The organism is Flavobacterium sp. (assembly GCF_043722275.1).
Lineage (GTDB): Bacteria > Bacteroidota > Bacteroidia > Flavobacteriales > Flavobacteriaceae > Flavobacterium.
In genome coordinates this window covers 82,048-105,501 of record NZ_JAYSPC010000008.1, presented here as the reverse complement: position 1 = coordinate 105,501, position 23,454 = coordinate 82,048, and the positions used below count along the sequence as shown (strand labels likewise).

Here is a 23,454-nt window from a genome sequence, read left to right as displayed (position 1 = left end):
CATTAAATCAGATATTTACTAATAATGCTAATGTTGTAAAAAGTGGATAAAATACTGTAAAGAATTGTACTTCTCTTTTATTAATATTGTTATAATGTGGTTTATATTGAGAAAATTAAAATCTAATGGCAATTAAATCAGCATTTTAATCTTTCAAATAAATAAAAAACTCTGAATAATAATTTAATATAATGACATATAGAGATGAAGAAATATAAAGTAGGAATAATTGGTTATGGAGGATTTGGAAAGTTCCTTCATCATTGGTGGACAAAATTAGAAAATGTCGAAGTTGTAGCCGTAGCTGATTCCGGTGGTCATTCTAACCATGTTGAGAATGTCACCTTATATCACGATTGGAAACAGCTTATTGATAATCCTGAAATAGATATTGTAAGTATCGTTACGCCACCTGGTTTACATGTTGAAATGGCATGTGCTGCCATGAAAGCCGGCAAGCATGTATTACTTGAAAAACCAGTCGCAATTACGGATGAAGGCGCAAGGCAAATCCTGGAAACCCAAAAGGAAACCGGCAAGATTGTTACCGTAGATCATATGATTCGCTACAATCCTATAATTCAAAATTTCATGAAATTAGGACATGACGGCGTTTTGGGTAAGCTCAGACATGTGGTGGTAAACAACTATGCGCAGGATGAAACTTTGCCTGAAAATCACTGGTTTTGGGATGAAAAATTGTCCGGCGGAATTCTTGTCGAACATGGCGTTCACTTTTTTGATATTGTAAAAGCTTTAAGCGGTCAGCATTATAAAGAGGTGTACGGAACTTCGCAAAATCGAAATGCAGCACAACGAGATCAGGTTGCTGCTTTGGTTTTATACAATGATGGCCTTATTGCCAATTATTATCATGCTTTTTCCGGTCCGGGTGTCTTTGAGCAAACGACAATAAACCTCGTGTATGATTTGGCACGAATTGTAATTGAAGGCTGGATGCCTATGAAAGGAACCGTAAAAGCTTTGGTCAATGAAAAAAACAAAGAGCAATTTAATAATATTCCGGGATGGACAATGAACAAAAGTGAATCACTGGATAAATTAAACGATGTTTCAAGACCGGAAGGCTGGGGTGCATCTGATGAATCTACTTCTGAAGTAAAAAAGCAAACTCATTTTGGCGGAATTGCTTATGATGTTGATGAAATGGTATCTGGAACTTTTGAAATTCAAGAAACAAAAGGCGAAGTATATGGCAAATGTGTCCAATCGATTTTATCAGATTTGATTTTGAAGATAGAGAATCCTAACCACAAACTCACAATAACAGTCGAAGATGCTGTTGAAGCTTTGACTATTGCAATTCTTGCTTCGAAATAAAACTAAAATACGAGTAATTCATTACTAATTTTATAAATCAAATATCAAAACAACCCGTTTTATCACTGAATTTAGTGATAAAACGGGTTGTTTTTTTTTAGAAATATCTTTTAAAAAAGGTCCTTTTAAGCATTATTTGTGTTTTGTTTTAGAAAAATTCTTACACAATGAAAAAATGTGTATAATTATTAATGTTCTTGTTTTTAGGGAATTAAAATTTTACTAAAATTTTAATTAACATTTTTTTGTCAAAAAAAACACTTAAAATTTCGAGTTTTAATATTTTAATCTACTTTTCTTCTACCAAATTAGTAGAATTTAAAAAAGGTTGATGATTTATGCCTTGTGAGTTGGCGCTTTCAAAGGTTTTTAGTCTTTGATTTTATAAGTTTGATAAGATGAATCTTAAAATTTTTGGGTCGGAATCTTAAAAGAGCAATTCAAATAATAGTAATCCAAAATAAAATAAAAATGAAAAAGCGAATGTGTTGTAAATAAAAAAACCATTTCTGTTCGAGCAGAAATGGCGTAGCTTAAAGAAATTGTGCATCTCTGTAAGGAAAGCGAGAATGGAGTAAATCTGTTATCGGCTTGCCTTATTTATTAAACTAAAACAAAGTAATGAAAAAAAAATTAAATAGATATATAGGATTATGTATTTTGTTGATTTCCGTAGGGATTAAAGCTCAGGAAACCAAACCTTTAATACAATCAAAACTCGAAGGAACAGTGATAGATGCTGTTACAAAAGACCCTATAATTGGTGCTTCGGTAAATATAAAAGGTACTACACACGGCGTTGTAACAGATTTTGACGGAAAGTTTTTTTTCCAGACTGGACAAAAATTACCTTATACGCTTGTTGTAAGTTATCTTGGATATAAAAAAACAGAAATCGTAGCTACTGAAAATTCAGTTGTAGTAAGTCTTACCGAAGAACCGAACGCGTTGTCAGAAGTAGTGGTTACTGCGCTTGGTATTTCAAAAGAAAAAAAATCTTTAGGTTATACGACTCAATCCCTTAAAAACAAGGATATATCAGAAACTAAAGAAACGAACTTTTTAAATAGTCTTACCGGTAAACTGGCAGGAGTTCGTATTACGAATTCGCAGGGAGATATGGGATCTTCGCGTATTATTATTCGTGGAGAAACTTCGATTGCCGGAAATAACCAGCCATTATTTGTGGTAGATGGAGTTCCGGTTGATAACTCGCAGTTGAGTAGTGCCGGTGGAACTGTGGCTTCGCGTGATTTTAAAAATGCAATTGCCGATTTAAACCCGAATGATATTGAAACATTAACGGTATTAAAAGGTCCAAATGCTGCGGCTCTTTATGGATCGCGTGCGGCACATGGTGTTGTTTTGATTACTACAAAATCAGGAAAAAGTCAAAAAGGACTTGGAATAACGTTTAATTCGGGTATTACGATTTCTCAGGTTGCTACATTGCCAAGTTTTCAAAATTCATTTGGACAAGGATCCAACGGATTATTCAGTTATGTAGATGGTAAAGGAGGCGGAATTAATGATGGAGTTGATGAAAGCTGGGGACCTAAATTAGACGGTCGCCTTATTCCTCAATTCAGTTCAAATGGTGTTGCAGTTCCTTTTGTGGCGCATCCTGATAATGTAAGGGACTTTTTTAATACAGGTCTTACTTTTGATAATAGTATTTCTATCGCTAAATCAGATGATAAATCAGATTTCCGCCTTGGAATAAACAATCAAAAACAAACAGGAACTGTGCCTAACAGTGAAGTAAACAAAACAAACTTTACTATTAATACTAATTACCAAATCTCTAAAAATATAAAAGTAGGTGTAACGGGTAATTATATTGTTACAGATGCTCCGGCACTTCCGGGTGGTCCATCTGGAAACCGTGCTGCGGGCGTAATGCTTCAGTTTCTTTGGTTCGGGCGTCAGGTTGATGTTAATCAGCTTAGAAATAACAGAGACGTAAACTGGAACAACAGTTACTACAGCAATCCATACTGGAATGCATATTATAATACTACAAGTCAGCAGCGTAACCGATTTATGGGAGACGTTCATTTAGATGCAAAACTTGCCGAAGGACTTAATTTTAAATTCCGTACAGGAGTTGATTATTATAACGATCGTAGAAAATATGAGATTAAATATGGTACAAACGGAACTCCTTTTGGGTCATATGCTGAAGATGCTTATACAGTAAATGAACAAAACACAGAAGGTATTTTTACTTATACTAAAAAACTGAACGATGATTTTACTGTAGATGCTCTTGCGGGTTTCAATATTCGTAATCACAGCGATGCAAACAATTATCAAAAAGCACCACGTTTAGCTGTGCCTGATTTATATACATTAACAAATTCAAGAGATCCGTTAACGTCGTCAAATTATTTATCAAGACTGAGAGTTTACAGCGCTTATGCATCGGCACAATTTGGTTATAAAAACTATGCATATTTAAACGTAACTGCGCGTAATGACTGGTCATCGACATTACCAAGCAGTAACCGTTCTTATTTTTATCCATCTGTTAATGGTAGTTTAATCTTATCAGAAGCTTTGAATTTGAAAAGCAATACCCTTGATTTCTTAAAAGTACGTGGTGGCTGGTCTGAAGTTGGTAACGATGCAGATCCGTATCAATTGTCTACGGTTTATGATTTTAAAACTGCATTTGACGGAAATCCAATTCAAACTTCTTCACAAAAGAAACTTAACGAGAATTTGAAACCGGAAACAACGCGTTCAACCGAAGTTGGTTTAGAAGCTTCTTTCTGGAAAAACAGACTTCATTTTGATGTAGCGTATTATAACACCAATAGTTTTGACCAGATTTTAGAAATTAAAACTACAGCCGGAAGCGGTTATAATTCGCAATTAATCAATGCAGGTAAAGTAAACAATCACGGTATCGAAATTCAATTTGACGGAAGTCCTGTTCAAACTCAGGATTTCAAATGGAATATAGGCGTGAATTATTCAAAAAATACAAGCAAAGTTGAAGTTCTTGATTATGCAAAACAAATTCAGAACTATACAATTGGTACCTCTGGAGGTGTTGATGTATTAGCATCTGTAGGACAAGCTTACGGAGCACTTTACGGAACTGCTTATGAGCGTGACGCAAGCGGAAATATAGTTGTAGGCGCTAATGGATTACCAAAAGCTGATCCGGTAAAAAGAGTTTTAGGACATTATACTCCCGACTTTATAGGTGGTGTTACAAATACAGTAACGTATAAAAATCTTGAACTTTCATTTCTTGTTGATGCAAGTGTAGGAGGGGAGCTTTTTTCCGGAACTAACAGAACCGGTAATTATACAGGTGTATTAGCTCAAACCCTTCCGGGACGTGATGCGGCAAATGGCGGATTAAATTATTATACCACAACTACAACTACAGGAACTACAAAAACATTGCTTCCTGCTGGAGCTGCTGCGCCTGGCGGAGCACCGGTGTTTGATGACGGAATGATTTTTAATGGTGTATATGCTGACGGAACTCCAAACAATCAGGTAATTAGTGCACAGGAATATTATAAAGCATCATACAATATTAGTGAGGCTTATATTTACAAATCGACTTTTGTAAAACTAAGAGAAATAAAACTAGCGTATAATTTCAATAAATCATTTGCTAAAAAGCTTGGATTAGAAGGAGCGAGTATTACTGCCGTAGGTCGTAACTTATTATTTATCTATAAAGATGCACCAAATATTGATCCTGAAACAGCTTTCAATACCGGAAATGCACAAGGATTGGAAAGTTTGGCTTTGCCAACTACAAGAAATTTCAGCCTTAATGTCAATTTAAGATTTTAAAAACACAAAATCATGCTAAAAAAACTTTTATATACAACTCTATTTGCATTGGCACTGACTTCATGCAATGATACATTGGATGATATTAATGCAAATCCAAATGCAACCGAAACACCACTAGCTTCGTACCTTTTAACAGGAACTTTAAAGCAAGGTGCTGACTTATATTGGGGTGCCGATAATAATTTTAACTCGTCTTTGCTGTTTGTTCAGCATTGGGCTAAAATTCAATATACAGAACCGGATAGATACGATGTATCAAACGCTTCTTTCACGACGCTGTGGGATAAGGGTTACGCAACTTTGATTACAGATTTGAATACGATTATAAATTTCCCTGCTGAACAGGCAAATTCAAATTATAAAGGGATTGCACTAACATTGCGTTCATGGACCTTTTTATTATTGACAGATGCTTACGGAAGCATTCCTTATAAAGAAGCAGGTCTAAAAGTAACACCGGCATATAATACTCAAAAGGAAGTTTATACGGGATTACTGGAAGATTTAAAACAGGCTCAGTCTTTGTTAAGTCCCACAAACGGAACTGTAACTGGTGATTTAGCTTATAAAGGCGATATTGCAAAATGGAAAAAACTGGTAAATTCACTTCGTTTGCGTATTGCTTTAAGAATTTCCGACAAAGAACCTGCACTAGCAAAACAAACCGCAATTGACGCAACAACAGATGCTGCGGGACTAATTAGCAGTAATAGCGAAACATTTCAGTTTGTTTACACCAGTTCGCCTCAGCAAAATCCGGCTTCGGCATGGTTTGAAACCCGTGATGATTTTCGTATTTCGAAAACATTGGTTGACAAGTTAAATGAATTATCAGATCCGCGTTTACCGGTTTATGCTCAATTACCATCTGATGCTACGGTGGGTAAATATGTAGGTGGTGCAAATGGATTATCAAATAGTGATGCAAATAGTCAGGGTTTTGCTAAAACATCAAAACCGGGAACTTACTTTTTAACTTCGGCATCACCGGCTGTAATTGCGTCTTATTCTGAAACGCTTTTTAACCTTTCGGAAGCTGTAGCACGTGGTTATATTGCAGGAGATGCAGAACAGCTTTATAAAAGTGCCATTACGGCATCATTTAATCAATTCGGGATCACGAATACAACAACAATTGCGACGTATCTCAATCAGGCGACTGTAAAATACGATGCAACAAATTATGCAAAATCAATTGGTACTCAAAAATGGATTGCATTCTATGGACAAGGTCTTGACGCTTTTACAGAGTGGAGAAGACTTGATTATCCTGTCTTGAAAGCTGGTCCTGCAACGGTTTTAGACGGACAAATTCCTTCACGTTTCTTTTATCCTGGTACAGAGCAATCGTTAAACGGAACTAGTTATCAGGCTGCAATAGCTACTCAGGGAAAAGATGTGCTGACTACAAAACTATGGTTTGATGCAAAATAATTTATTCTGAAAAAGAAACTTTAGCTCAATATAAGTAAAAACTTATTAGAGATGTTTCTAAAAAAAATGATCCGCAAATGTCTCAGACTTTGCGGATTTTTTATATTGTATTGATTTACAATTTTTGAATTTCTAAATAATCAAATAGTATTAATACGTTATTGCAGCAAATAGGGGATACTCTTTAATTTTTTCTCTTCCGTTCAGGAAAGACAATTCCATTAAAAAGTTGCATTGTACAATTTCGCCGCCTAATTTTTCTACTAATTCACAAACTGCTTTAGCGGTTCCGCCTGTTGCTAAAACATCGTCGTGAATCAAAATCCTGTCGCCTTTTTTTATTGCGTCTGTGTGCATCTCTAAACTATCTGTGCCATATTCTAATTCATAAGAAGCCGAAATAATTTCATAAGGAAGCTTTTTAGGTTTTCTTACCGGAACAAATCCCGCATTTAATTCCTGTGCCAATAATATCCCGAAGAAAAACCCACGACTTTCTGCTCCAACTACCTTGTCAATTTTTTGTCCTTTTAAGGATTCAACTAAAATTGAAAGACATTCCTGCCTTGCAATTGGGTCATTTAATAGCGGAGTAATATCTTTAAACAAAATTCCTTCTTTAGGAAAACCCTGAATATCACGTATATAATTTTCGATCTTCATTTTTTTTTTAATTTTATGTTATTTTATGCTTGTATATCTCACATTTCTTTCTATCTTTGCACCCGCAATAAGCGCTCAACAAAGCTACGAAAAATTAGCTTATTGAGAACAAAAGGCCTCGTGGCGCAACTGAATAGCGCACTTGATTACGGCTCAAGAGGTTACTGGTTTGAATCCAGTCGAGGTCACGAAACTAAAATCCCATTTCTTACGAAATGGGATTTTTTTATGGCTTTTTTGGCTCTTTAATATCGCTATTAAACAGATTAAGGATCAACACGAAAACCTGCTGAGTTTTAAAATTGTAATTTTTACTGTAACGATTTTACCACAGAGCACAAAGAAGTTTTTATGTAGAAACCCGCAAAGTTCACAAAGCTTCGGGTTTAATTATAAGGATTACAATGACTTTGGATATTGACCAAGTTTTAAATTAAGCTAGGTGAACTTATATTTATCAGCAAATAGAAAACATACAGCTTTGTGAACTTTGCGAAAAATCTCTACGCGCTCTGTGGTAAAATAATTTCTGACTAGAATCAAAAGAAAATTTCTATGCTAGAGCAAAAAGATTTTATGATTGAATTTAGAACTTTTAAAATCTAATGATGAACAAATTAAGGTTTTGGAGAAATCACTAAAAGAAAAATAAACTTTTATAGAAGATATATTAATTGCACAAAGAGACTTTCGAGTCTCTTTTTTGTTTTCAAACATTATTTACTGTTGCGAAGTCAGGAAAAATTCGCCTTTCCGTAAGAATTCTCAAAAGAGTGGGAATATAAATGTGATCTGCACATTAAAAAATAAATTTTAACAAACATATTAAAAAATCTAATAACCTAAAAACAAGGAGGTTGAAAATTAACAGGAAAATAATTAAGTTATTTCTATATTATATCCTTAATTATTAACGTTTAATTTTTATAATGTAAGAAAAATATGTATCTTTAAAATCAAAATAAATGTCACATATTTCATGAGTAAAGGTAAAATTTTAGATAATTGGGGAGTAGTTAAGCACTTTACTTACAAAATACAAAAAGGAGATACTCCTAGTTCAGTAGCTGATAAACTTGAAATAACATTGTATGAACTTAGACATTATCATAATTTTAATTGTATCAAAGATGCTGATGTGATAAATGCTTATTTTCCAAGTCATTTACAATTTCTTCTTTTAAAACCAACAAAACAGGAATCGGATGGCGAGCAAGAAAATTCAAAGCCAATAAAAGTGATTTTCGATAATGAATTCAAGATACCTTTTGATAACGTAAGAGGCAAAAATACCTACATGGTACTTCAGACTATTGAAAATGATAAGCATTTACAAACTATAAAATACAAAGCAAGTGTAGAATGTATTACAAAAGATAAAAATGGATACTCTTTATTTGAAATTGATAGATTATCTAAAGTATATTTAAATAATGCTCAGACTGACACCATAACGGATACTCTAGCAGAGGAAGTATCAAGTGTTTTATATCCATTACGAATCGTTATTAATCAGGAAGGAAAATGGATCGATATTTATAATTTTGATGATATAGGCGAAAGATGGATTGTAAAGAGAAAAAAAATCTTAAAAAAAAATGAAGGCGAAACTATAAATAAATATTTAAATGCTGTCGATTCTATATTAAATGATGTAGAAAACTTACATCAAAATCTATCCGATGATTGGTTTTTAAAAGTCTTCTTTAATGGAATCCATACTGCTTATACTTCAGAGTTATCTTTCATCGCAGAGACAGATTTTGCTATTACACCTAAAGATGACGCTCTAATATTCAAAGTAACTCAAAAAATTGATGAGTATCTAAATGATATAAATATGGTAGTAATTGAAAAAAAAGGCACGTTAGCAAATACATCAAAAGAAACTACGCTTGAAAAAAATAATTTTTCTGGCAACTATCATTCCGTTTACCATTTGAATCCACATACTTATAAGATCGAAAGTGCGAGTTTAGAATGCGATATCATTGGTAATCTTACTAAAAAAGCGACTGTTAAAATCTATAATCTCAATGACAAAAAAGTTATAGCTTCTGAGCAAAATCATGATTTTTTTGTAGGTGAAACTATAAAAAAAGAAAGTTTTTTCAAGGATCTTTTTAAACTTCATTAATTAGGAATAAGAGAAAATTATGAGTGAAAAACATATTGTTGTGGACGGTGCAACTCTGAAATGTAAATTTAGTGTAGAGCCAAAACTTGATAAATTAAAAGTAAAAACGCAAAATAAACATTATGGAAATGATAAAGATGGTAGTAAAAAACTTATAGCCACAAACAAGGAGATTGGTCAGGCATTAAAAAAAAATACTTTTGGGAAATGCAAAATGCAACCTAATGGAAGCGGTGATTATTTACCATGCCAAGTAACAATTACAGAATGGAGTAGTTTTTATAAAAAAATAACTTTGTCTAATAAAGGTCAAGCATTACTAGAAGATAGTAAAGGGACTTGTCCTATTGGTGGACCTGATTGCATTGAGATTAAAAATCACGGTCAAATAGCTGAACCTAGTGAACAAAATTTCATCAATGCAAATCCTGATGTTCATAATCTAATAAATCCGATGTTTAACATGGGAGAATTTCAAAATGAACTAAACGGAATATCTGAAGCTGAAAAATAATATTATGAAATTTTATATCAAAGGAGATTCAAGACCTATAATTGGCAAAAATGTTTACTCGTTAATGTATACAAAGACGACTAAAGATCAAGAAAAAAAAGGAGTACAATTATATGTAAATGAAAAAGACAACCATAAGGAAGTAGATGGGGCTAAAATTGTAAAACAGCAGTGGACACTTTTAAAAAACGGAAAACTCTTTTTAGATTTAGGTAACGATGGTGGAGTTACTTTTAGTCAGGCAAGTTTGGGGATCAATTATACAATTGTTGTTACTTTTACTGATATTCATGGCACAAAAGATACTGCAAAACTTAATATTACTCCAGTTGCAGGAACACCAAGCATAGAAAATCTTAAATGGCAAGATCAATATTATCGAGATTTAGACAGTAAAGCAATTGCCTACTCTGACAATGTTCACTTATTTATTCATACTCTAAATATTCCGGCCGGAGACAGGCTTCAAGTAACTATTTGGGAAGACGAAGGTACAGACGGACATGCTAATAGTTCTCGAAACATGGGAACCTATACTACATCTCCTGTTGATAAGTATGGAAAAGCAGAATTGTATTTTAATAACATAAAAGCATATCAAAAAATACTAAACGATAAAGATTTTAAAGACGAAAGTGAACATGAATTTTACGCGCAGGTTAAATATATAGGAAAAATTGACACGATACAGGATACGATACAGCTTAAGATTATAAATGATCTAAAGAAAACGGTTGAACCTCCTAAAAATAATAGCCTTGCAAAAGTTGCTGCTCCTGATAAACAAAAAAAACCGGATGATAAAACAGGTGTGAAAGTAACAGTTAATGTGTTTTTTGATGGTACTTTGAATAATATGAAAAATACAGAAGCGAGATTAGCTTTTGAAAAAAAGAAAAAAGGATTTGGGCTAAGTCCAGATGAAACTTTAGCAGCTAAAGTTTTTGAGGATAATGATGCAGATGAAAGCAGTTATGATAACTATTTTTCTAATATTGCTATTATGCACAACATAAACACTGCAAAAAACAGTGAAAATAAAGTAAAAATTTACATCGAAGGAGAAGGTACTAGGGATAATGACAAAGATGACGTAATGGGATTTGCTTTTGGAAGCGGTGATAAATCAGGAATTCCGGTTAAAGTAAATAAAGCTTTTATCGAAATAAAGAAAAAAATTGACAAACTCAAAGCAGATAAATTTATAAAAGAAAATCAATTTGTAAATGAAATAGATTTAACTGTTTTTGGTTTTAGCCGTGGTGCAGCGGCCGCAAGAAATTTTATATCTCAAAGACGAAAATTGCAAGATATATATAATTTAGAATCCAACAAATTTACAATACAGTTTGTTGGGCTATTTGATACTGTTTCCTCATATGAAGTAGAAGGCAACTACGGAAGATATGGTTCTGCTGCTTCACATGATTTTGATGATGTAGAAGAACTAAAATTAAAACTAGAAGGAAATATAAAAAAAGTAATACATTTAACCGCGGCTGATGAATATCGTGAAAATTTTTCTCTTACAAATATTAAAAGTTCTATTAATGCCGGAATTGGCTACGAACTCTCTTTACCTGGCGTTCATAGTGACATTGGAGGCGGCTATGCCGAAATTGAAAATGAAAAAAGAAAACTACATCTAGAAAATGGTTATCCAAACATAAAAGAAACTTTAATAAAAGAAGGTTGGTACCAAAGAGAACAAATTGTAACTACAACAACAAAACAAGACGAGTACTCTTATACAAAACATATTGGCACTCGAAAAATATCTTTATCTTATCAATTTATCCCGCTCGCTATCATGGTAAAACTTGCAGAAAATTATAAAATGATATTTGATAACTCGCTAATGCAAAAAGGTAAAAAGGAGACTTACAAAGTCCCAGATGATCTCGAAGAAGCAAAGAATTCGTTATTAGATTATGCAATTACAAATGACGGAGCACATAGTAAAGCGGTAACTCTTGAAAATGAAAAATTACATTCTATACGTAATAAATACCTACATAGATCAACTTGTGACAGTATGGGAAAAGAAGGCAGATATAAAGACGGAAAACCCTATAGAAAAATTATTAATGGATAAATATATACAAGCTTTAAATAAAATGTCAGATCAAAATAAAAATAAAATATTATCCATATTCTTAATTATATTAATTTCATTTTTATCCTGCTTCTTTTATTCGGATGATTTTGGTTATTCTGAAAGATTAATATTAATGATTCCTGTTCTAACTATTTTACTTGCAATCTATGCATACATTTATGGATTTAAACGATTAATAACAAGAATTATATTCATACTTCTTATAATCGCAAGTATTATAGTACTATCATTAACCTGGTATATATATGAATTTGCCAAAGGCATGAAGCCAAATTAAATTAAAATTATGAAGATAAATTTTTTAAACAAAATTTACATATTAATAGCGGTTACATTATTCGTATTGATGTTATTTAAAATGGGGTATAATGCATGGGAGGAAAAAGAAAAACCATTACTATACTATTTCTCAAATAAAGAAAAACAAAAAGAAATGCTTATAAAAATAGAAAAATTTGAATGGTTCGCAGAAACCAGTGGAGATGAGAGCTGCCCTGTAGAGGTTATTAGTGGAAGTTTCATTTTATCTGATAAAACTGAGGGATGGATACCAAGCGGACAATATCTAAATGATAGTTGGGGATCTAGTAGCAGTGGGACTATGGTAGTTGGTGATGATAAAAAGAAAGTTCCAGAACGTATGAAAATAACTTGGTTTTCGTATGCAGAAAATAAGTTTTTCTCAGGTGATTTTGAGTTGCCTCAAAAAGAAATATATGATATTTTTAAAAAAGATTATGGAAATAGTATAGGTATGGATGGTGTAGAATATAAAAATGAATATAATACGCTAACCATTGCCTTTGCTCCGCAAGGTATCGTAACTTTATGGATTGGAGGATTTGGTAATAAAGAAATTGGCACTTATCAAGCTAATGAAATTTTCGATATTGAATGGTCTAGTTTTAGTAAAAATTTAGACAGAAATGAAGTTGTAAAAAATTATCAAAAAGATATGCTCCCATTTGTTCAGGAAGAAATAGCAACTAATAAAATAAGTAATACATATTTCAAGAATCGTCTTAAACGATACAATTATAAAATTGGTACCAATAGATCAGACTTTAAAATTTACAATTACGATATCTTTTTTATGAATAACGAAGTTATCAGTAACGCCAATACAGGTATTGAATTCCTTAACGATACCGTTGTTGGAAAAGCTGTACCTATAAGTATGGTAATATTTATAGAAGATCAATTTTCAAGACAATTAGAAGTTCGTATTTGGGTAGATTTACTTAATGGAAAAACAACAAATGAGAATGACGCCATAAAAGATCCACTTGAAAAACGTAATTTTAATAATCAATTAATGGAGCGTTTTAAAGCATTTTTTGACAAAAACGAAAATGTCGAATTATACATTAAATTCAATAAAGAAATTACAAAAAGCAACATCAATAAACCTATTTTTTCTGGTAAAGTGTATTTAAAATCTCCAACTTCTGAAATTGAAATACCAAACTCAAAAGTAGAGGTTTATGACGCTGAATAAATTAAGCTGTAATTCTTTATTAAATTAAAAAATGTATAATATAATGTAAGACAAGTGATCTTTGAAGCTTAACTTAACCGCTTCAACATCTATGGTAAAAAACCATATAGAAAAAATATCGAAGGAAATTCTTCTATAAATGATTTATAATCTTGCTACAAAACAACCAGTTTATGGCAATTCTAAACGTTGCTATCGTGAATTTTAAATATACAAAAAATGAAAAAAATACTTATCTATACAGTTATACTTATAATTCAATTTTAACCACGATAGCGCTGATTTGCAATCCGTGCCCGCAAAGTATCTTAACGGATTTAAAAAAAGAAAATCCAGTTTTTATTAATATTAGGAACGGGCACGGAAAGAATTTCCGCGCTATCGTTGTGCATATCAGAGCGATTGAGCAACTTTTGATTTATAGAAGCATAAGTTCTATCTTATTATAACAACATTCTTTCAGTAATTGTTTTATTTGACGAAGCATCAATTCCGGTAACTTCGGCATACTTTACATTTGGTAACCAAAAAGAACCTCCCTCAATGCGAACAAATATTTTTTCTACCTGTATTTTTTTCTGATTTACATTTACAAAAACATGATATTTTTGATCTGAATCTATCTTTTTCAAGGTCAGGGGTAACTTTTTATACGATACAAATTGAAGCTCAAACTCCTCATTATTTACGGTTTTACTTTCTATTCCGTAGGCATATTTTCGTTGTAGATAATTAAAATCTTTTTTTTCTCCTTTCTCAGCATATCGAATCCAATAGGCTTTTATAGGATTGCTTTTGTTTATTTTTCCACTTTCCTGATAGTTTATGGCATAAATAGCAGTGTTTATATTGGGGTCTCGCTGAATGTAAAACAGCATATTATCAATATTTTTAGGCGTCGGAAAATTTAATGGCGATGGATTTTTGGATTGTGCCAATAGATTTCCGGAAATTATATTTACTAAGATCATTATAACGATTAGTGATCTTGTAAAATTTTTAAATGATAATTTATTCATAAACGAAATTTTTATATAACCAGGGGCAAATCAAATCCGTTTTTATCCGCGTTTTTACGAAGTAAATCTGTTTTATCCGCGTCAAAATTAGACGCTGATTTTTCTGATTCGCTAAAGCGAAAACGCTGATAAAAACGGATTTTTCTAATTACTTTCTCGCTAAATCTTTAATTTTTCCATAAATATATCATCCCGCTGGGACTATAAATATTGCGGTCTTCTGAAACTTCCTTAAAATAAAACTTTGCGACTCTGCGACTTTGCGCGATTATTTTTTCATAATAAACTTAAATAAAAAAACTCTGCGACTTTGCGCGATTATCTCTTTATAAACTCATTTGTCTCACCAAACTCAAAACGTTCTCAAGAACCTCTAAAATATCCTCTTCAGTAGTAAATTTTCCTAAACTAAAACGTATCGAACTCAAAGCATTTTCATCAGACAAACCCAAAGCTTTTAATACATGCGAAGGTTCAGAAGTAACCGAAGAACACGACGCGCCATTCGAAACCGAAATATGCTGCAAAGCAAGAATCAGCGTTTCAGAGTTAACTCCCGGAAAGCAAATGTTTGTAGTATTATAAACTCGGTTTAAAGGATTGCCATTTACAAAAGATCCTTCAATTTGCAATAAACCTTCTTCAAGATTATCTCTCAGTTTTGTGATTCTGTTTTGACCCGATTCCATTTCCGCCTGAGCAATTTCACAAGCTTTTCCAAGTCCGATAATTCCCGGAACATTGAGAGTTCCGCTGCGTAATTTGCGTTGCTGACCGCCGCCATGTATTTGTGGAATCAGTTTTACTTTCGCTTTAGCGGAAACATACAAAGCACCAATTCCCTTTGGACCATAATACTTATGAGCCGAAAGTGCTAAAATATCAATTCCAAGTTTTTCTACATCCACAGGAATTCTTCCCACAGCCTGAGTCGCATCACACATAAAAAAAGCATTTTTAGCATGAACGATTTCTGATATTTTACTAATATCTTGAATAACGCCAATTTCATTATTCACCATCATGACAATCACCATCAAAGTTTTATCAATAATAGATTCATCTAATAGATTTAAATCTAAAATTCCGTCAGAACCAACTGGCAAATACGTAATCTCAAAACCCAGAGTTTCCATAAATTGGCAAGTATCAAGAACCGCTTTATGTTCTGTAGCAACCGTAATAATATGTTTCTTGTTTTGATTTGCTAATCCTTTGATCGCTAAATTTATAGATTCTGTAGCGCCAGAGGTAAAGATGATTTCTTCTGCTTTTGCACCAATTAGGTTTGCAGTTTGCCACGCTGCATTTTCAACCGCTTCATGAATCGTTAATCCCGCCAAATGATTACTGCTTGCATTGGCATAAAAGTTAGTAAAATAAGGCAGCATAACGTCAAGCACCCGTTTATCAAGTTGGGTAGTAGCATTATTATCGAGATAAATGATTGGTTTTTGTGACATGTTTTAATTCTTAATAAAGTAAAAATACAATTTAGGAATTTAATTTTCGATTATTTAATCATTCTAAATATGCATTTTAAATAGAGTTTATGTGAATTTTATAATTTTTTGTCACACAGTATTCTTAAATTTGTTAGAGTAACATTTAGACTTTTAGTAATTTAAAACAGTATTCATGGCTGCCAAAAGAACAATTAGAAATAAAGCGATCGAGGAAGAATCCGGTTCTTCACGTCGCGATTTTATAAAAAAGTCAGGTTTATTGACTGCACTAGCTTTGGCTCCGCCTACATTAGTCATGGCTTCTGAAAATAAATGGGATGAAAAAATTGCCGAATATTTAGAAACAGTTCCGCTTTCACTTGAAGTAAACGGCGTAAAACACACTCTAAATGTAGAACCCAGAACCACGCTTTTAGATTTATTAAGAGAACAATTATTACTTACCGGAACAAAAAAAGGCTGTGATCACGGGCAGTGTGGCGCTTGCACCGTTCATGTAAATGGCACCAGAATATTATCGTGTTTATCATTAGCATCGATGCAGCAAAATGCAAAAGTGACGACAATCGAAGGACTTTCTCAAGGAAAAAAACTCCACCCTATGCAGGAAGCTTTCATTAAAAATGACGGTTTTCAATGCGGATATTGCACGCCCGGACAAATCATGTCAGGGATTGCCTGTATTAAGGAAGGTCACGCTAACAGCAGAGAAGAAATCAGGGAATATATGAGCGGAAATATCTGTAGATGTGGTGCTTATCATAATATAGTTGATGCAATTACAGAAGTTAAGGAAGGAGGAAAGGCATTATGAAAAACTTTCAAATAATAAGAGCATTATCATCTAAATCTGCCGTATCAAATATTGCCAAAGAAAACTCAGCCATGTTTATTGCCGGCGGAACAAATCTTGTCGATTTGATGAAGAAAAACGTTGTCGCGCCGGATAAACTGATAGACATTAATGGAGTAGATTTAAAACAAATAGAATTCCTGACAGGAAAAGTTTCCATAGGCGCATTGGCAAAAAATAGTCAGGTTGCCGAAGATAAGTTAATCAAAGAAAAATATCCTTTACTGGCATTGGCATTAGCCGCCGGAGCATCGCAGCAAATCAGGCATATAGCGAGCGTGGGAGGAAATATGTTACAGCGCACGCGTTGTTCCTACTTTTATAATACTGATATGCCGTGCAACAAACGAGTTCCTAAAAGTGGTTGCGGAGCGATTGGCGGATCTAATAGAATGCACGCTATTTTTGGTGCTTCGGAGAGTTGTATCGCCGTTCATCCAAGTGATATGTGCATTGCGCTTTCCGCTTTAAACGCTAACGTTTTTGTTGAAGGTCCGAAAGGAAAAAGAGAAATTAAATTCACGGATTTTCATCGTCTTCCGGGAAATACGCCTGAAAAAGACAATACACTTTTAGAGAAAGAGATCATTACTTCAATCGAAATTCCAACTAATAATTTTACCAAAAATATTCATTATCTAAAAGTTCGTGACCGAAGCAGTTATGCTTTTGCATTAATATCTGTCGCAGTTGGTTTAGACATTCAGAATAATACAATTCAGGATGCGAGACTTGCAATGGGCGGAGTTGCGCACAAACCGTGGCGACTTACCGAAGCAGAGGAATTTTTGAAAGGAAAAACAGTTTCTGAAGCTACATTCAAAAAGGCAGCAGATTTAGCCATGAAAGGTGCCAGAAGTTATGGAGATAATGATTTTAAACTCACGCTTGGACCAAATGCAATCACAGAAGCATTGACAATAGCAGCATCTAAATAATTCGAATTATGAGCAAGACAAGTAATATAAACAGAGTTGACGGATTTGCTAAAGTAACAGGTTCAGCGACTTATTCAGCCGAATATAAAACGCCCGGAATTACCTATGCGTGTTTAGTGGGAAGCACGATTGCCAAAGGAACGATTAAATCAATCGATACTAAAAAAGCCGAATGGGCGCCCGGAGTTTTGGCGGTAATTACGCATTTAAATGTAGATAAACCCTCAGGATATGAGCAACCTAAAAAGCGTGATAATTTAGGTCAGCCTTTACAGATTTTCAAAGATAATTCTGTTCGATATTATGATCAGCCAATTGCACTTGTAATTGCTGATACATTTGAGCGTATGCAATATGCGGCAAGTCTCATTAAAGCCGAATATTTGAAAGAAGAGCATTCAACCGAACTTGAAAAAGTAAAAGATAAAGGAAAATTACCCGGAGGAGAACGCGCAAAAGATTATAATCGCGGTATTCAGGACGGTTATAAAAATGCAGAAGTTGTTCTGGAAGAAGAATATACGATTCCTACCGAAGTTCATAATCCGATGGAATTAGCGAACATTATTGCCAAATGGAACGGAAACAAACCCATTTTATATACAAAAAGCCAAGGTGTTGAAGGAACCAGAAAAAGTGTTGGAAATGTATTTGGAATTCCTCCCGAAGATGTTGAGGTTCATTCTGAGTATTTAGGCGGTGCTTTTGGAATGGGATTGCATACCTGGCCTTATGAAATCGCAGCTTTAATAGGTTCAAAGAAAATAGGAAAACCGGTGAAATTGGTTTTGCATCGCGAACAAATGTTTACCAATGTTGGTTTTCGCCCTTATACGATCCAGAAAATGGGATTGGGCGCAACAAAAGACGGTAAACTTACCGGATTAACGCATGAAGCTGTGGCAATGACATCTAATTATGAAGATTTTACCGAAGCAACCGTAAACATGTCGCGTTTTATGTACGATTGTGCCAATGTTTCAACCAAATATCGCATTGCTGAACTTGACACTTGTACGCCAATCTGGATGCGTGGACCGGGAGAAGCAACAGGTTCATTTGCATTAGAAAGTGCCATTGACGAATTAGCGCATAAACTGGATTTGGATCCAATTGAGTTTAGAAAACGAAATCATGCCGAAAAAGATCAGGAACAAAATAAACCGTGGAGCAGTAAATATCTTTTAGAATGTTACGAAGGCGGAATGGAACGCATTGGCTGGAAAAACCGAAAAAATAAACCTGGATCTGTTCGTGAAGGCGAATGGCTTGTTGGTTACGGAATGGGAACAGGAACTTTTGGGTCATACCGAAATCCAACGACCGTAAAAGCAAAATTTCTGGCAAATGGTTCTTTGGTTTTGCAATGCAGCGTAAACGATATGGGTCCGGGAACCGCAACAATGATGACGGCAATTGGTGCAGAAATTACCGGAATCCCAACAGAAAATGTAATAATTGAAATGGGACGAAGCGGTTTGCCAAAAGGACCAACTCAGGGAGGATCTGCAACAACATCATCCGTAGGTTCTGCGGTTCATGATGCATGTAATTTATTGGTAAGCAAAACATTGGGATTGGCAACTGAAAATGAAACGTTCAAAAATATCCCAATAACGGATTTAAGTTTTGAAAATGGTCAGATATCTTCTAAAAAAGATCCTAAAAAATCTCTTAGTTTCGTTTCGTTACTGAACAATAATAAGCTTGAAGAATTATCAGTAGAAAATGAATCTAAAGGTTCTGAAGAAGCTAAGAAATATTCTATTTATTCATTTTCTGTACATTTTGTAAAAGTATTGGTGAACCCGAATTTAGGAAAAATCAGAATTGCTCATGTCGTTTCCTGTGCCGATATTGGAACGGTAATCAACCAGAAAACTTCGGCAGGACAAATGTATGGCGGAGCAGTAGGAGGAATCGGAATGGGATTAATGGAATCTCTTGAAATCGATCACAGATTTGGTCGTGCAATCAATAATAATTTTGCCGATTATCATGTTCCGGTAAATGCCGATATTGAAAAACAAGAAGTGTTTTTTGTCAATAAAAAAGATCCAATAAGCAACCCAATGGGAACAAAAGGACTTGGAGAAACCGCTTTGGTTGGAATGGCGCCCGCAATTGCAAACGCCGTTTTTAATGCAACCGGAAAACGCGTGAGAAATTTACCAATAACACTCGATAAAATATTAGAACCTTCTGTAGCTACAGGCTGATAATTTGAATTTGAAAAAAATAAAATCCCTTTAGAAATTGATTTCTAAAGGGATTTTTAAATTAAATAAAATGAGCCGTATTTCAAATTAGTTAATAAACACTCAATAAAAAATGATGCAAAATATCACAAATTAAAACGTCATGATTTAACAAAAATTAAAAAAATAGCTATTCTGTTATTGGTTGAAATCAGAAATAGCAGCTTTTTAATTGCTTTCTTTAGGTTAATATTCGTTTATGACAAATGCACCATTTTTTTCTTAAAATTGGATTTGGCTGTATAGATTATATGATTGAATAATAATTAAGTTTTTTAAAAGTTGTGGAACATTTCTTAATAATTATTTGTCTATACTTTCCAAATGTATACCTGTAATAAATATCCTTTTTATATAATTTCATTTAAATGTTATATAATTCCCATGTTTTAAAAAGTTTTTCCAAGATTGTGCTATTTATTATCACAAAAAAAGCTGTCAGATTTGACAGCCTTAAATTTCGAAATTCATTCAGCTTATTCTTTTAATTCATGTTTTTAACCAATATGTATTACCTAAAAACACATTTTCTCTTAAAGACATTCTTCAGAATTTTATTTTATAAATCAATTTTCAATCTAACACCATGCATCTAACATCGAAAAATTGCATCTAAAATCTTGCTTCTGATATCTTGCCTCTAACATATAACATCTAAAAATCTAACCATCTAAAAAACTTACTTCTTATTAAAAGCCGGTAAAATATATTTCTGAATCTATATGTTTAATTAAATTCAACGGGTTAGTTAGTTACAGTAAAATTGACCATCATTATTAAACAAAAAAAGAGACACTATTTTTACGTAGCATCTCTTAATATTTTGTTTCAATGATAAATTATTTGATTGTAATAGGAACTTCAACCGTTGTTTTATCCCATCCAATTACCAGGTTTGCAACAGATCCCTGAGATGTAAAAGCAATTGATAAAGCTTCGATTGGAGTTGAAACCGGTTTTACAGGAACAGAAACTCTTGCAATATCTTTGCTTTCATCGTAGGCATAATTTCCCCACATATCAAGCTCTTTATTGATAATAATTGTCCATTTATCTTTTTCAGGAATAGCAAATAAACTGTACGTTCCAGCCGGAATATTTTTTCCGTCAATTGTAACCGCTTTGTAGAATTTGATCTCCGTGTTTTCGTTAGCACCAACTCTCCACATTTCACCAAACTTAAGTACTTCACCAAAAACAACACGTCCTTTAGCAGAAGGTCTTGCATACGTAACTTTAATTACCGGTGAAGGAGTATCAGTTTTTTTGAATTTAACCGATTTATTTGGGAAATAAGAAATATCAACCGGACTTGCGTCCAGCGGAGCAAATTTTACTACATCCTGAGCTTTTACTGAAATTGCAACTAACAAAATAATTGCCAGTAAACTAAATTTTTTCATAGAATAATATTTTATAAGGGTTCATACAAAGTAAGAGAATCCTAAAGAGAAATCATACAATTACAGTTTCTTTTTTGTTAATGAATTGATAACAGTTTTTATGTTTAATTTATAATGACATATAAAGGTTTCCTGTTTTTTTATCTGTCATTTTATAAAAGAAAAATTCTAGTACTCTTTTTTCTTTTTAGCATACCAATCCTGCATGATATAAAAAGCTTTCTTTTTATTGCCATCGTTTGAAATTAATCCCTTACGATTATAACCATCCTGAATTCCCGGAAGTAACCTTTTTGGCGATCTGAAATCAACTAATATCCACGGACTTAATCCACTTAGATGAGGTATTTTTTCGATCATTTTCAAATTCTGAATGTATAAATATTCCTGATATTCCTCAGTCCAGCGCTCATTTTTTTCTCCGTGTAAACCTTGTTTTGCATCTCCGCCAAATTCAGAAACAATTACAGGTTTGTTGTATTTTGTTTTCCAAAGAATTTTTTCAGCATCTTCAAGATTTCCGCCATACCATCCTAAATATTGATTGAACGAAATAATATCCAGATATTGACCAATTTCGTCATTTATAGTCCCAAAACCGTTGCCGCTTTGCGTTAATAAAGCCGCGCTGATTAATCTTGTATTGTCCAGTGATTTTGTGTGATCTACTAAATTTTTGATAAAAGTATTTCTCGCATCAGAAATTGGAGTTTCATTTGCCATTGACCAGATAATAATACAAGCTCGGTTTTTATCTCTCGTGATGGTTGTTGTCAATTGATCTTCGGCATTTTTATAAGTATTTTGATTAGTGAATTCCACCGTCCAATACACCGGAATTTCCTCCCAAACCATTAAACCTAATTTATCCGCTTGTCTGATAATGTTTTCGTTATGAGGATAATGCGCCAGTCGAACATAATTACAACCCAATTCCTTAGCCCAGTTTAACAATCGCAAAGCATCTTCTTCAGAATTTGCTCTTCCGCCTTTTGCATTTTCTTCATGAATAGAAATTCCGCGTAAAAAGATTTGTTTTCCGTTCAGTAAAATTTTGTCTTCCTGAGTTTCAATAGTTCTAAAACCAATATTATCCTTTAGTTTTTGTCCGTTAAAATCAATCGTAACCTCATATAATTTAGGATTTTCAGGCGACCAAAATGAGATTTTCTTCGCAGGAATTTCAAAGTTTACAATTCCGTCAGTTCCAATTTTTCCTTTATAATTGATTTTTAATTCCGGAATTGAAATCGAAATATTATTTTGTTCCGAAGTAAAATTATTCACTTTAATAAAACCGGAAATCAAAGCCGAATTTCCTTTTTTAAGCTGAATATTATAATCTTCAATAAAAGCTTCATTTTCTTCAATTAAAGTAACATCACGCGTGATTCCGCCATAATTCCACCAATCTGTATTCGTTGTTGGCACATCTTCTTTATGACGTGTATTATCCACTTTAACAACTAAGTAATTGTCTTTTGGCTTAACAATTGATGTAATTTCGAAATTAAAAGGCGTAAATCCACCTTCATGTGTTCCCAGTTTTTTACCGTTTAAATAAATATCCGACTTATAATTAATCGCTCCGAAATAAACAAAAAGACGTTTTTTATCCTTCAAATCATAATCGAAAGATTTTTTGAACCAAATATTTCCTTCGTAATATTTAAGTTCCGGAATTTGCGAATTCCAATCACTCGGAATTGTTATTTTTTCTGATTTATCAAAATCATATTCTACCAATTCCTGCTTGTTTACTGCATGATAATTATTAAAAAATGCCGCATTTGATGGTTTGGTTTGTTTGTCGTATTGATCGTGATGAAAACTGTAAAACCCAGTTTCATAAGGATCAACAATATAATTCCAAACGCCGTTTAATGAAGTTACAGCTCGATTAGGAACGTTCGAAATCAGATTTTGTGCCTGCCCGATAAAGACAGTGGTCAGTAATAATAAAGTGATTAGTTTTTTCATGGATAA

Annotated in this window: 15 protein-coding genes and 1 tRNA gene; 11 read left to right on the top strand and 5 right to left on the bottom strand. The window is 33.3% G+C overall.

All coding sequences use genetic code 11. The features are described from left to right. Positions 1–204: 204 nt before the first annotated feature. The 3 genes from ACHZDT_RS01395 (at position 205) to ACHZDT_RS01385 (ending at position 6,600) form a co-directional block, all read left to right on the top strand. Entirely contained in the window at positions 205–1,341 is a 1,137-nt protein-coding gene (locus ACHZDT_RS01395; RefSeq protein WP_394772875.1) for a Gfo/Idh/MocA family protein, read from the top strand. A 621-nt stretch (positions 1,342–1,962) separates the two neighbouring features. Next, complete coding sequence (locus ACHZDT_RS01390) at positions 1,963–5,163, top strand: SusC/RagA family TonB-linked outer membrane protein (protein WP_394772874.1); 3,201 nt, start codon at positions 1,963–1,965, stop codon at positions 5,161–5,163. Positions 5,164–5,175: 12 nt separating this feature from the next. Continuing rightward, positions 5,176–6,600, top strand: coding sequence for a SusD/RagB family nutrient-binding outer membrane lipoprotein (locus tag ACHZDT_RS01385; RefSeq protein WP_394772873.1), 1,425 nt, complete (start codon positions 5,176–5,178; stop codon positions 6,598–6,600). Between the two features lie 150 nt (positions 6,601–6,750). Here ACHZDT_RS01385 and ACHZDT_RS01380 read toward each other — a convergent pair whose 3' ends face one another. Next, positions 6,751–7,263, bottom strand: coding sequence for an adenine phosphoribosyltransferase (locus tag ACHZDT_RS01380; protein ID WP_394772872.1), 513 nt, complete (start codon positions 7,261–7,263; stop codon positions 6,751–6,753). A gap of 114 nt (positions 7,264–7,377) precedes the next feature. Between ACHZDT_RS01380 and ACHZDT_RS01375 the strand changes: the two genes are divergently transcribed. The 5 genes from ACHZDT_RS01375 (at position 7,378) to ACHZDT_RS01355 (ending at position 13,531) form a co-directional block, all read left to right on the top strand. Continuing rightward, positions 7,378–7,451: transfer RNA gene (locus tag ACHZDT_RS01375), tRNA-Arg, on the top strand. 791 nt (positions 7,452–8,242) lie between these two features. Further along, the gene (locus ACHZDT_RS01370) at positions 8,243–9,400 is read left to right on the top strand and encodes a peptidoglycan-binding protein LysM (RefSeq protein ID WP_394772871.1); all 1,158 of its coding nucleotides are present in this window, start codon (positions 8,243–8,245) and stop codon (positions 9,398–9,400) included. Between the two features lie 19 nt (positions 9,401–9,419). Further along, positions 9,420–9,914: a DUF4280 domain-containing protein gene (locus tag ACHZDT_RS01365; RefSeq protein WP_394772870.1), complete on the top strand. Its 495-nt coding sequence runs from the start codon at positions 9,420–9,422 to the stop codon at positions 9,912–9,914. A 4-nt stretch (positions 9,915–9,918) separates the two neighbouring features. Continuing rightward, positions 9,919–12,009 (top strand): phospholipase effector Tle1 domain-containing protein, encoded by a 2,091-nt coding sequence (locus ACHZDT_RS01360; RefSeq protein ID WP_394772869.1) that lies wholly within the window; start codon positions 9,919–9,921, stop codon positions 12,007–12,009. A 310-nt stretch (positions 12,010–12,319) separates the two neighbouring features. Then, the gene (locus tag ACHZDT_RS01355) at positions 12,320–13,531 is read left to right on the top strand and encodes a DUF2931 family protein (protein WP_394772868.1); all 1,212 of its coding nucleotides are present in this window, start codon (positions 12,320–12,322) and stop codon (positions 13,529–13,531) included. A 443-nt stretch (positions 13,532–13,974) separates the two neighbouring features. On the opposite strand, the gene ACHZDT_RS01350 is transcribed toward ACHZDT_RS01355, so the two are convergent. Then, positions 13,975–14,550: a DUF4833 domain-containing protein gene (locus ACHZDT_RS01350; RefSeq protein WP_394772867.1), complete on the bottom strand. Its 576-nt coding sequence runs from the start codon at positions 14,548–14,550 to the stop codon at positions 13,975–13,977. A 326-nt stretch (positions 14,551–14,876) separates the two neighbouring features. Next, positions 14,877–16,013, bottom strand: a complete 1,137-nt coding sequence (locus ACHZDT_RS01345; protein WP_394772866.1) for a cysteine desulfurase family protein — start codon at positions 16,011–16,013, stop codon at positions 14,877–14,879. Positions 16,014–16,188: 175 nt separating this feature from the next. Here ACHZDT_RS01345 and ACHZDT_RS01340 point away from each other — a divergent pair, with 175 nt between their 5' ends. From ACHZDT_RS01340 to ACHZDT_RS01330, 3 genes are read left to right on the top strand one after another with little or no spacing between them, the layout of a single operon-like run. Beyond that, positions 16,189–16,830, top strand: a complete 642-nt coding sequence (locus tag ACHZDT_RS01340; RefSeq protein WP_394772865.1) for a (2Fe-2S)-binding protein — start codon at positions 16,189–16,191, stop codon at positions 16,828–16,830. Beyond that, positions 16,827–17,807: an FAD binding domain-containing protein gene (locus tag ACHZDT_RS01335; protein ID WP_394772864.1), complete on the top strand. Its 981-nt coding sequence runs from the start codon at positions 16,827–16,829 to the stop codon at positions 17,805–17,807. Before ACHZDT_RS01340 ends, ACHZDT_RS01335 begins: the two co-directional genes overlap by 4 nt. A gap of 8 nt (positions 17,808–17,815) precedes the next feature. Then, positions 17,816–20,026: a xanthine dehydrogenase family protein molybdopterin-binding subunit gene (locus ACHZDT_RS01330; RefSeq protein ID WP_394772863.1), complete on the top strand. Its 2,211-nt coding sequence runs from the start codon at positions 17,816–17,818 to the stop codon at positions 20,024–20,026. Positions 20,027–20,904: 878 nt separating this feature from the next. Here the strand turns inward: ACHZDT_RS01330 and ACHZDT_RS01325 are convergent. Next, positions 20,905–21,468, bottom strand: a complete 564-nt coding sequence (locus ACHZDT_RS01325) for a DUF2911 domain-containing protein (protein WP_394772862.1) — start codon at positions 21,466–21,468, stop codon at positions 20,905–20,907. A gap of 168 nt (positions 21,469–21,636) precedes the next feature. Continuing rightward, entirely contained in the window at positions 21,637–23,448 is a 1,812-nt protein-coding gene (locus ACHZDT_RS01320) for a glycoside hydrolase family 2 protein (RefSeq protein WP_394772861.1), read from the bottom strand. Positions 23,449–23,454 lie beyond the last annotated feature (6 nt).

Excerpts from the sequence above, each read along its gene's own strand:
- ACHZDT_RS01395 (WP_394772875.1), top strand. The coding sequence starts at position 205 with ATGAAGAAATATAAAGTAGGAATAATTGGTTATGGAGGATTTGGAAAG.
- ACHZDT_RS01390 (WP_394772874.1), top strand. The coding sequence starts at position 1,963 with ATGAAAAAAAAATTAAATAGATATATAGGATTATGTATTTTGTTGATT.
- ACHZDT_RS01385 (WP_394772873.1), top strand. The coding sequence starts at position 5,176 with ATGCTAAAAAAACTTTTATATACAACTCTATTTGCATTGGCACTGACT.
- ACHZDT_RS01380 (WP_394772872.1), bottom strand. The coding sequence starts at position 7,263 with ATGAAGATCGAAAATTATATACGTGATATTCAGGGTTTTCCTAAAGAA.
- ACHZDT_RS01370 (WP_394772871.1), top strand. The coding sequence starts at position 8,243 with ATGAGTAAAGGTAAAATTTTAGATAATTGGGGAGTAGTTAAGCACTTT.
- ACHZDT_RS01365 (WP_394772870.1), top strand. The coding sequence starts at position 9,420 with ATGAGTGAAAAACATATTGTTGTGGACGGTGCAACTCTGAAATGTAAA.
- ACHZDT_RS01360 (WP_394772869.1), top strand. The coding sequence starts at position 9,919 with ATGAAATTTTATATCAAAGGAGATTCAAGACCTATAATTGGCAAAAAT.
- ACHZDT_RS01355 (WP_394772868.1), top strand. The coding sequence starts at position 12,320 with ATGAAGATAAATTTTTTAAACAAAATTTACATATTAATAGCGGTTACA.
- ACHZDT_RS01350 (WP_394772867.1), bottom strand. The coding sequence starts at position 14,550 with ATGAATAAATTATCATTTAAAAATTTTACAAGATCACTAATCGTTATA.
- ACHZDT_RS01345 (WP_394772866.1), bottom strand. The coding sequence starts at position 16,013 with ATGTCACAAAAACCAATCATTTATCTCGATAATAATGCTACTACCCAA.
- ACHZDT_RS01340 (WP_394772865.1), top strand. The coding sequence starts at position 16,189 with ATGGCTGCCAAAAGAACAATTAGAAATAAAGCGATCGAGGAAGAATCC.
- ACHZDT_RS01335 (WP_394772864.1), top strand. The coding sequence starts at position 16,827 with ATGAAAAACTTTCAAATAATAAGAGCATTATCATCTAAATCTGCCGTA.
- ACHZDT_RS01330 (WP_394772863.1), top strand. The coding sequence starts at position 17,816 with ATGAGCAAGACAAGTAATATAAACAGAGTTGACGGATTTGCTAAAGTA.
- ACHZDT_RS01325 (WP_394772862.1), bottom strand. The coding sequence starts at position 21,468 with ATGAAAAAATTTAGTTTACTGGCAATTATTTTGTTAGTTGCAATTTCA.
- ACHZDT_RS01320 (WP_394772861.1), bottom strand. The coding sequence starts at position 23,448 with ATGAAAAAACTAATCACTTTATTATTACTGACCACTGTCTTTATCGGG.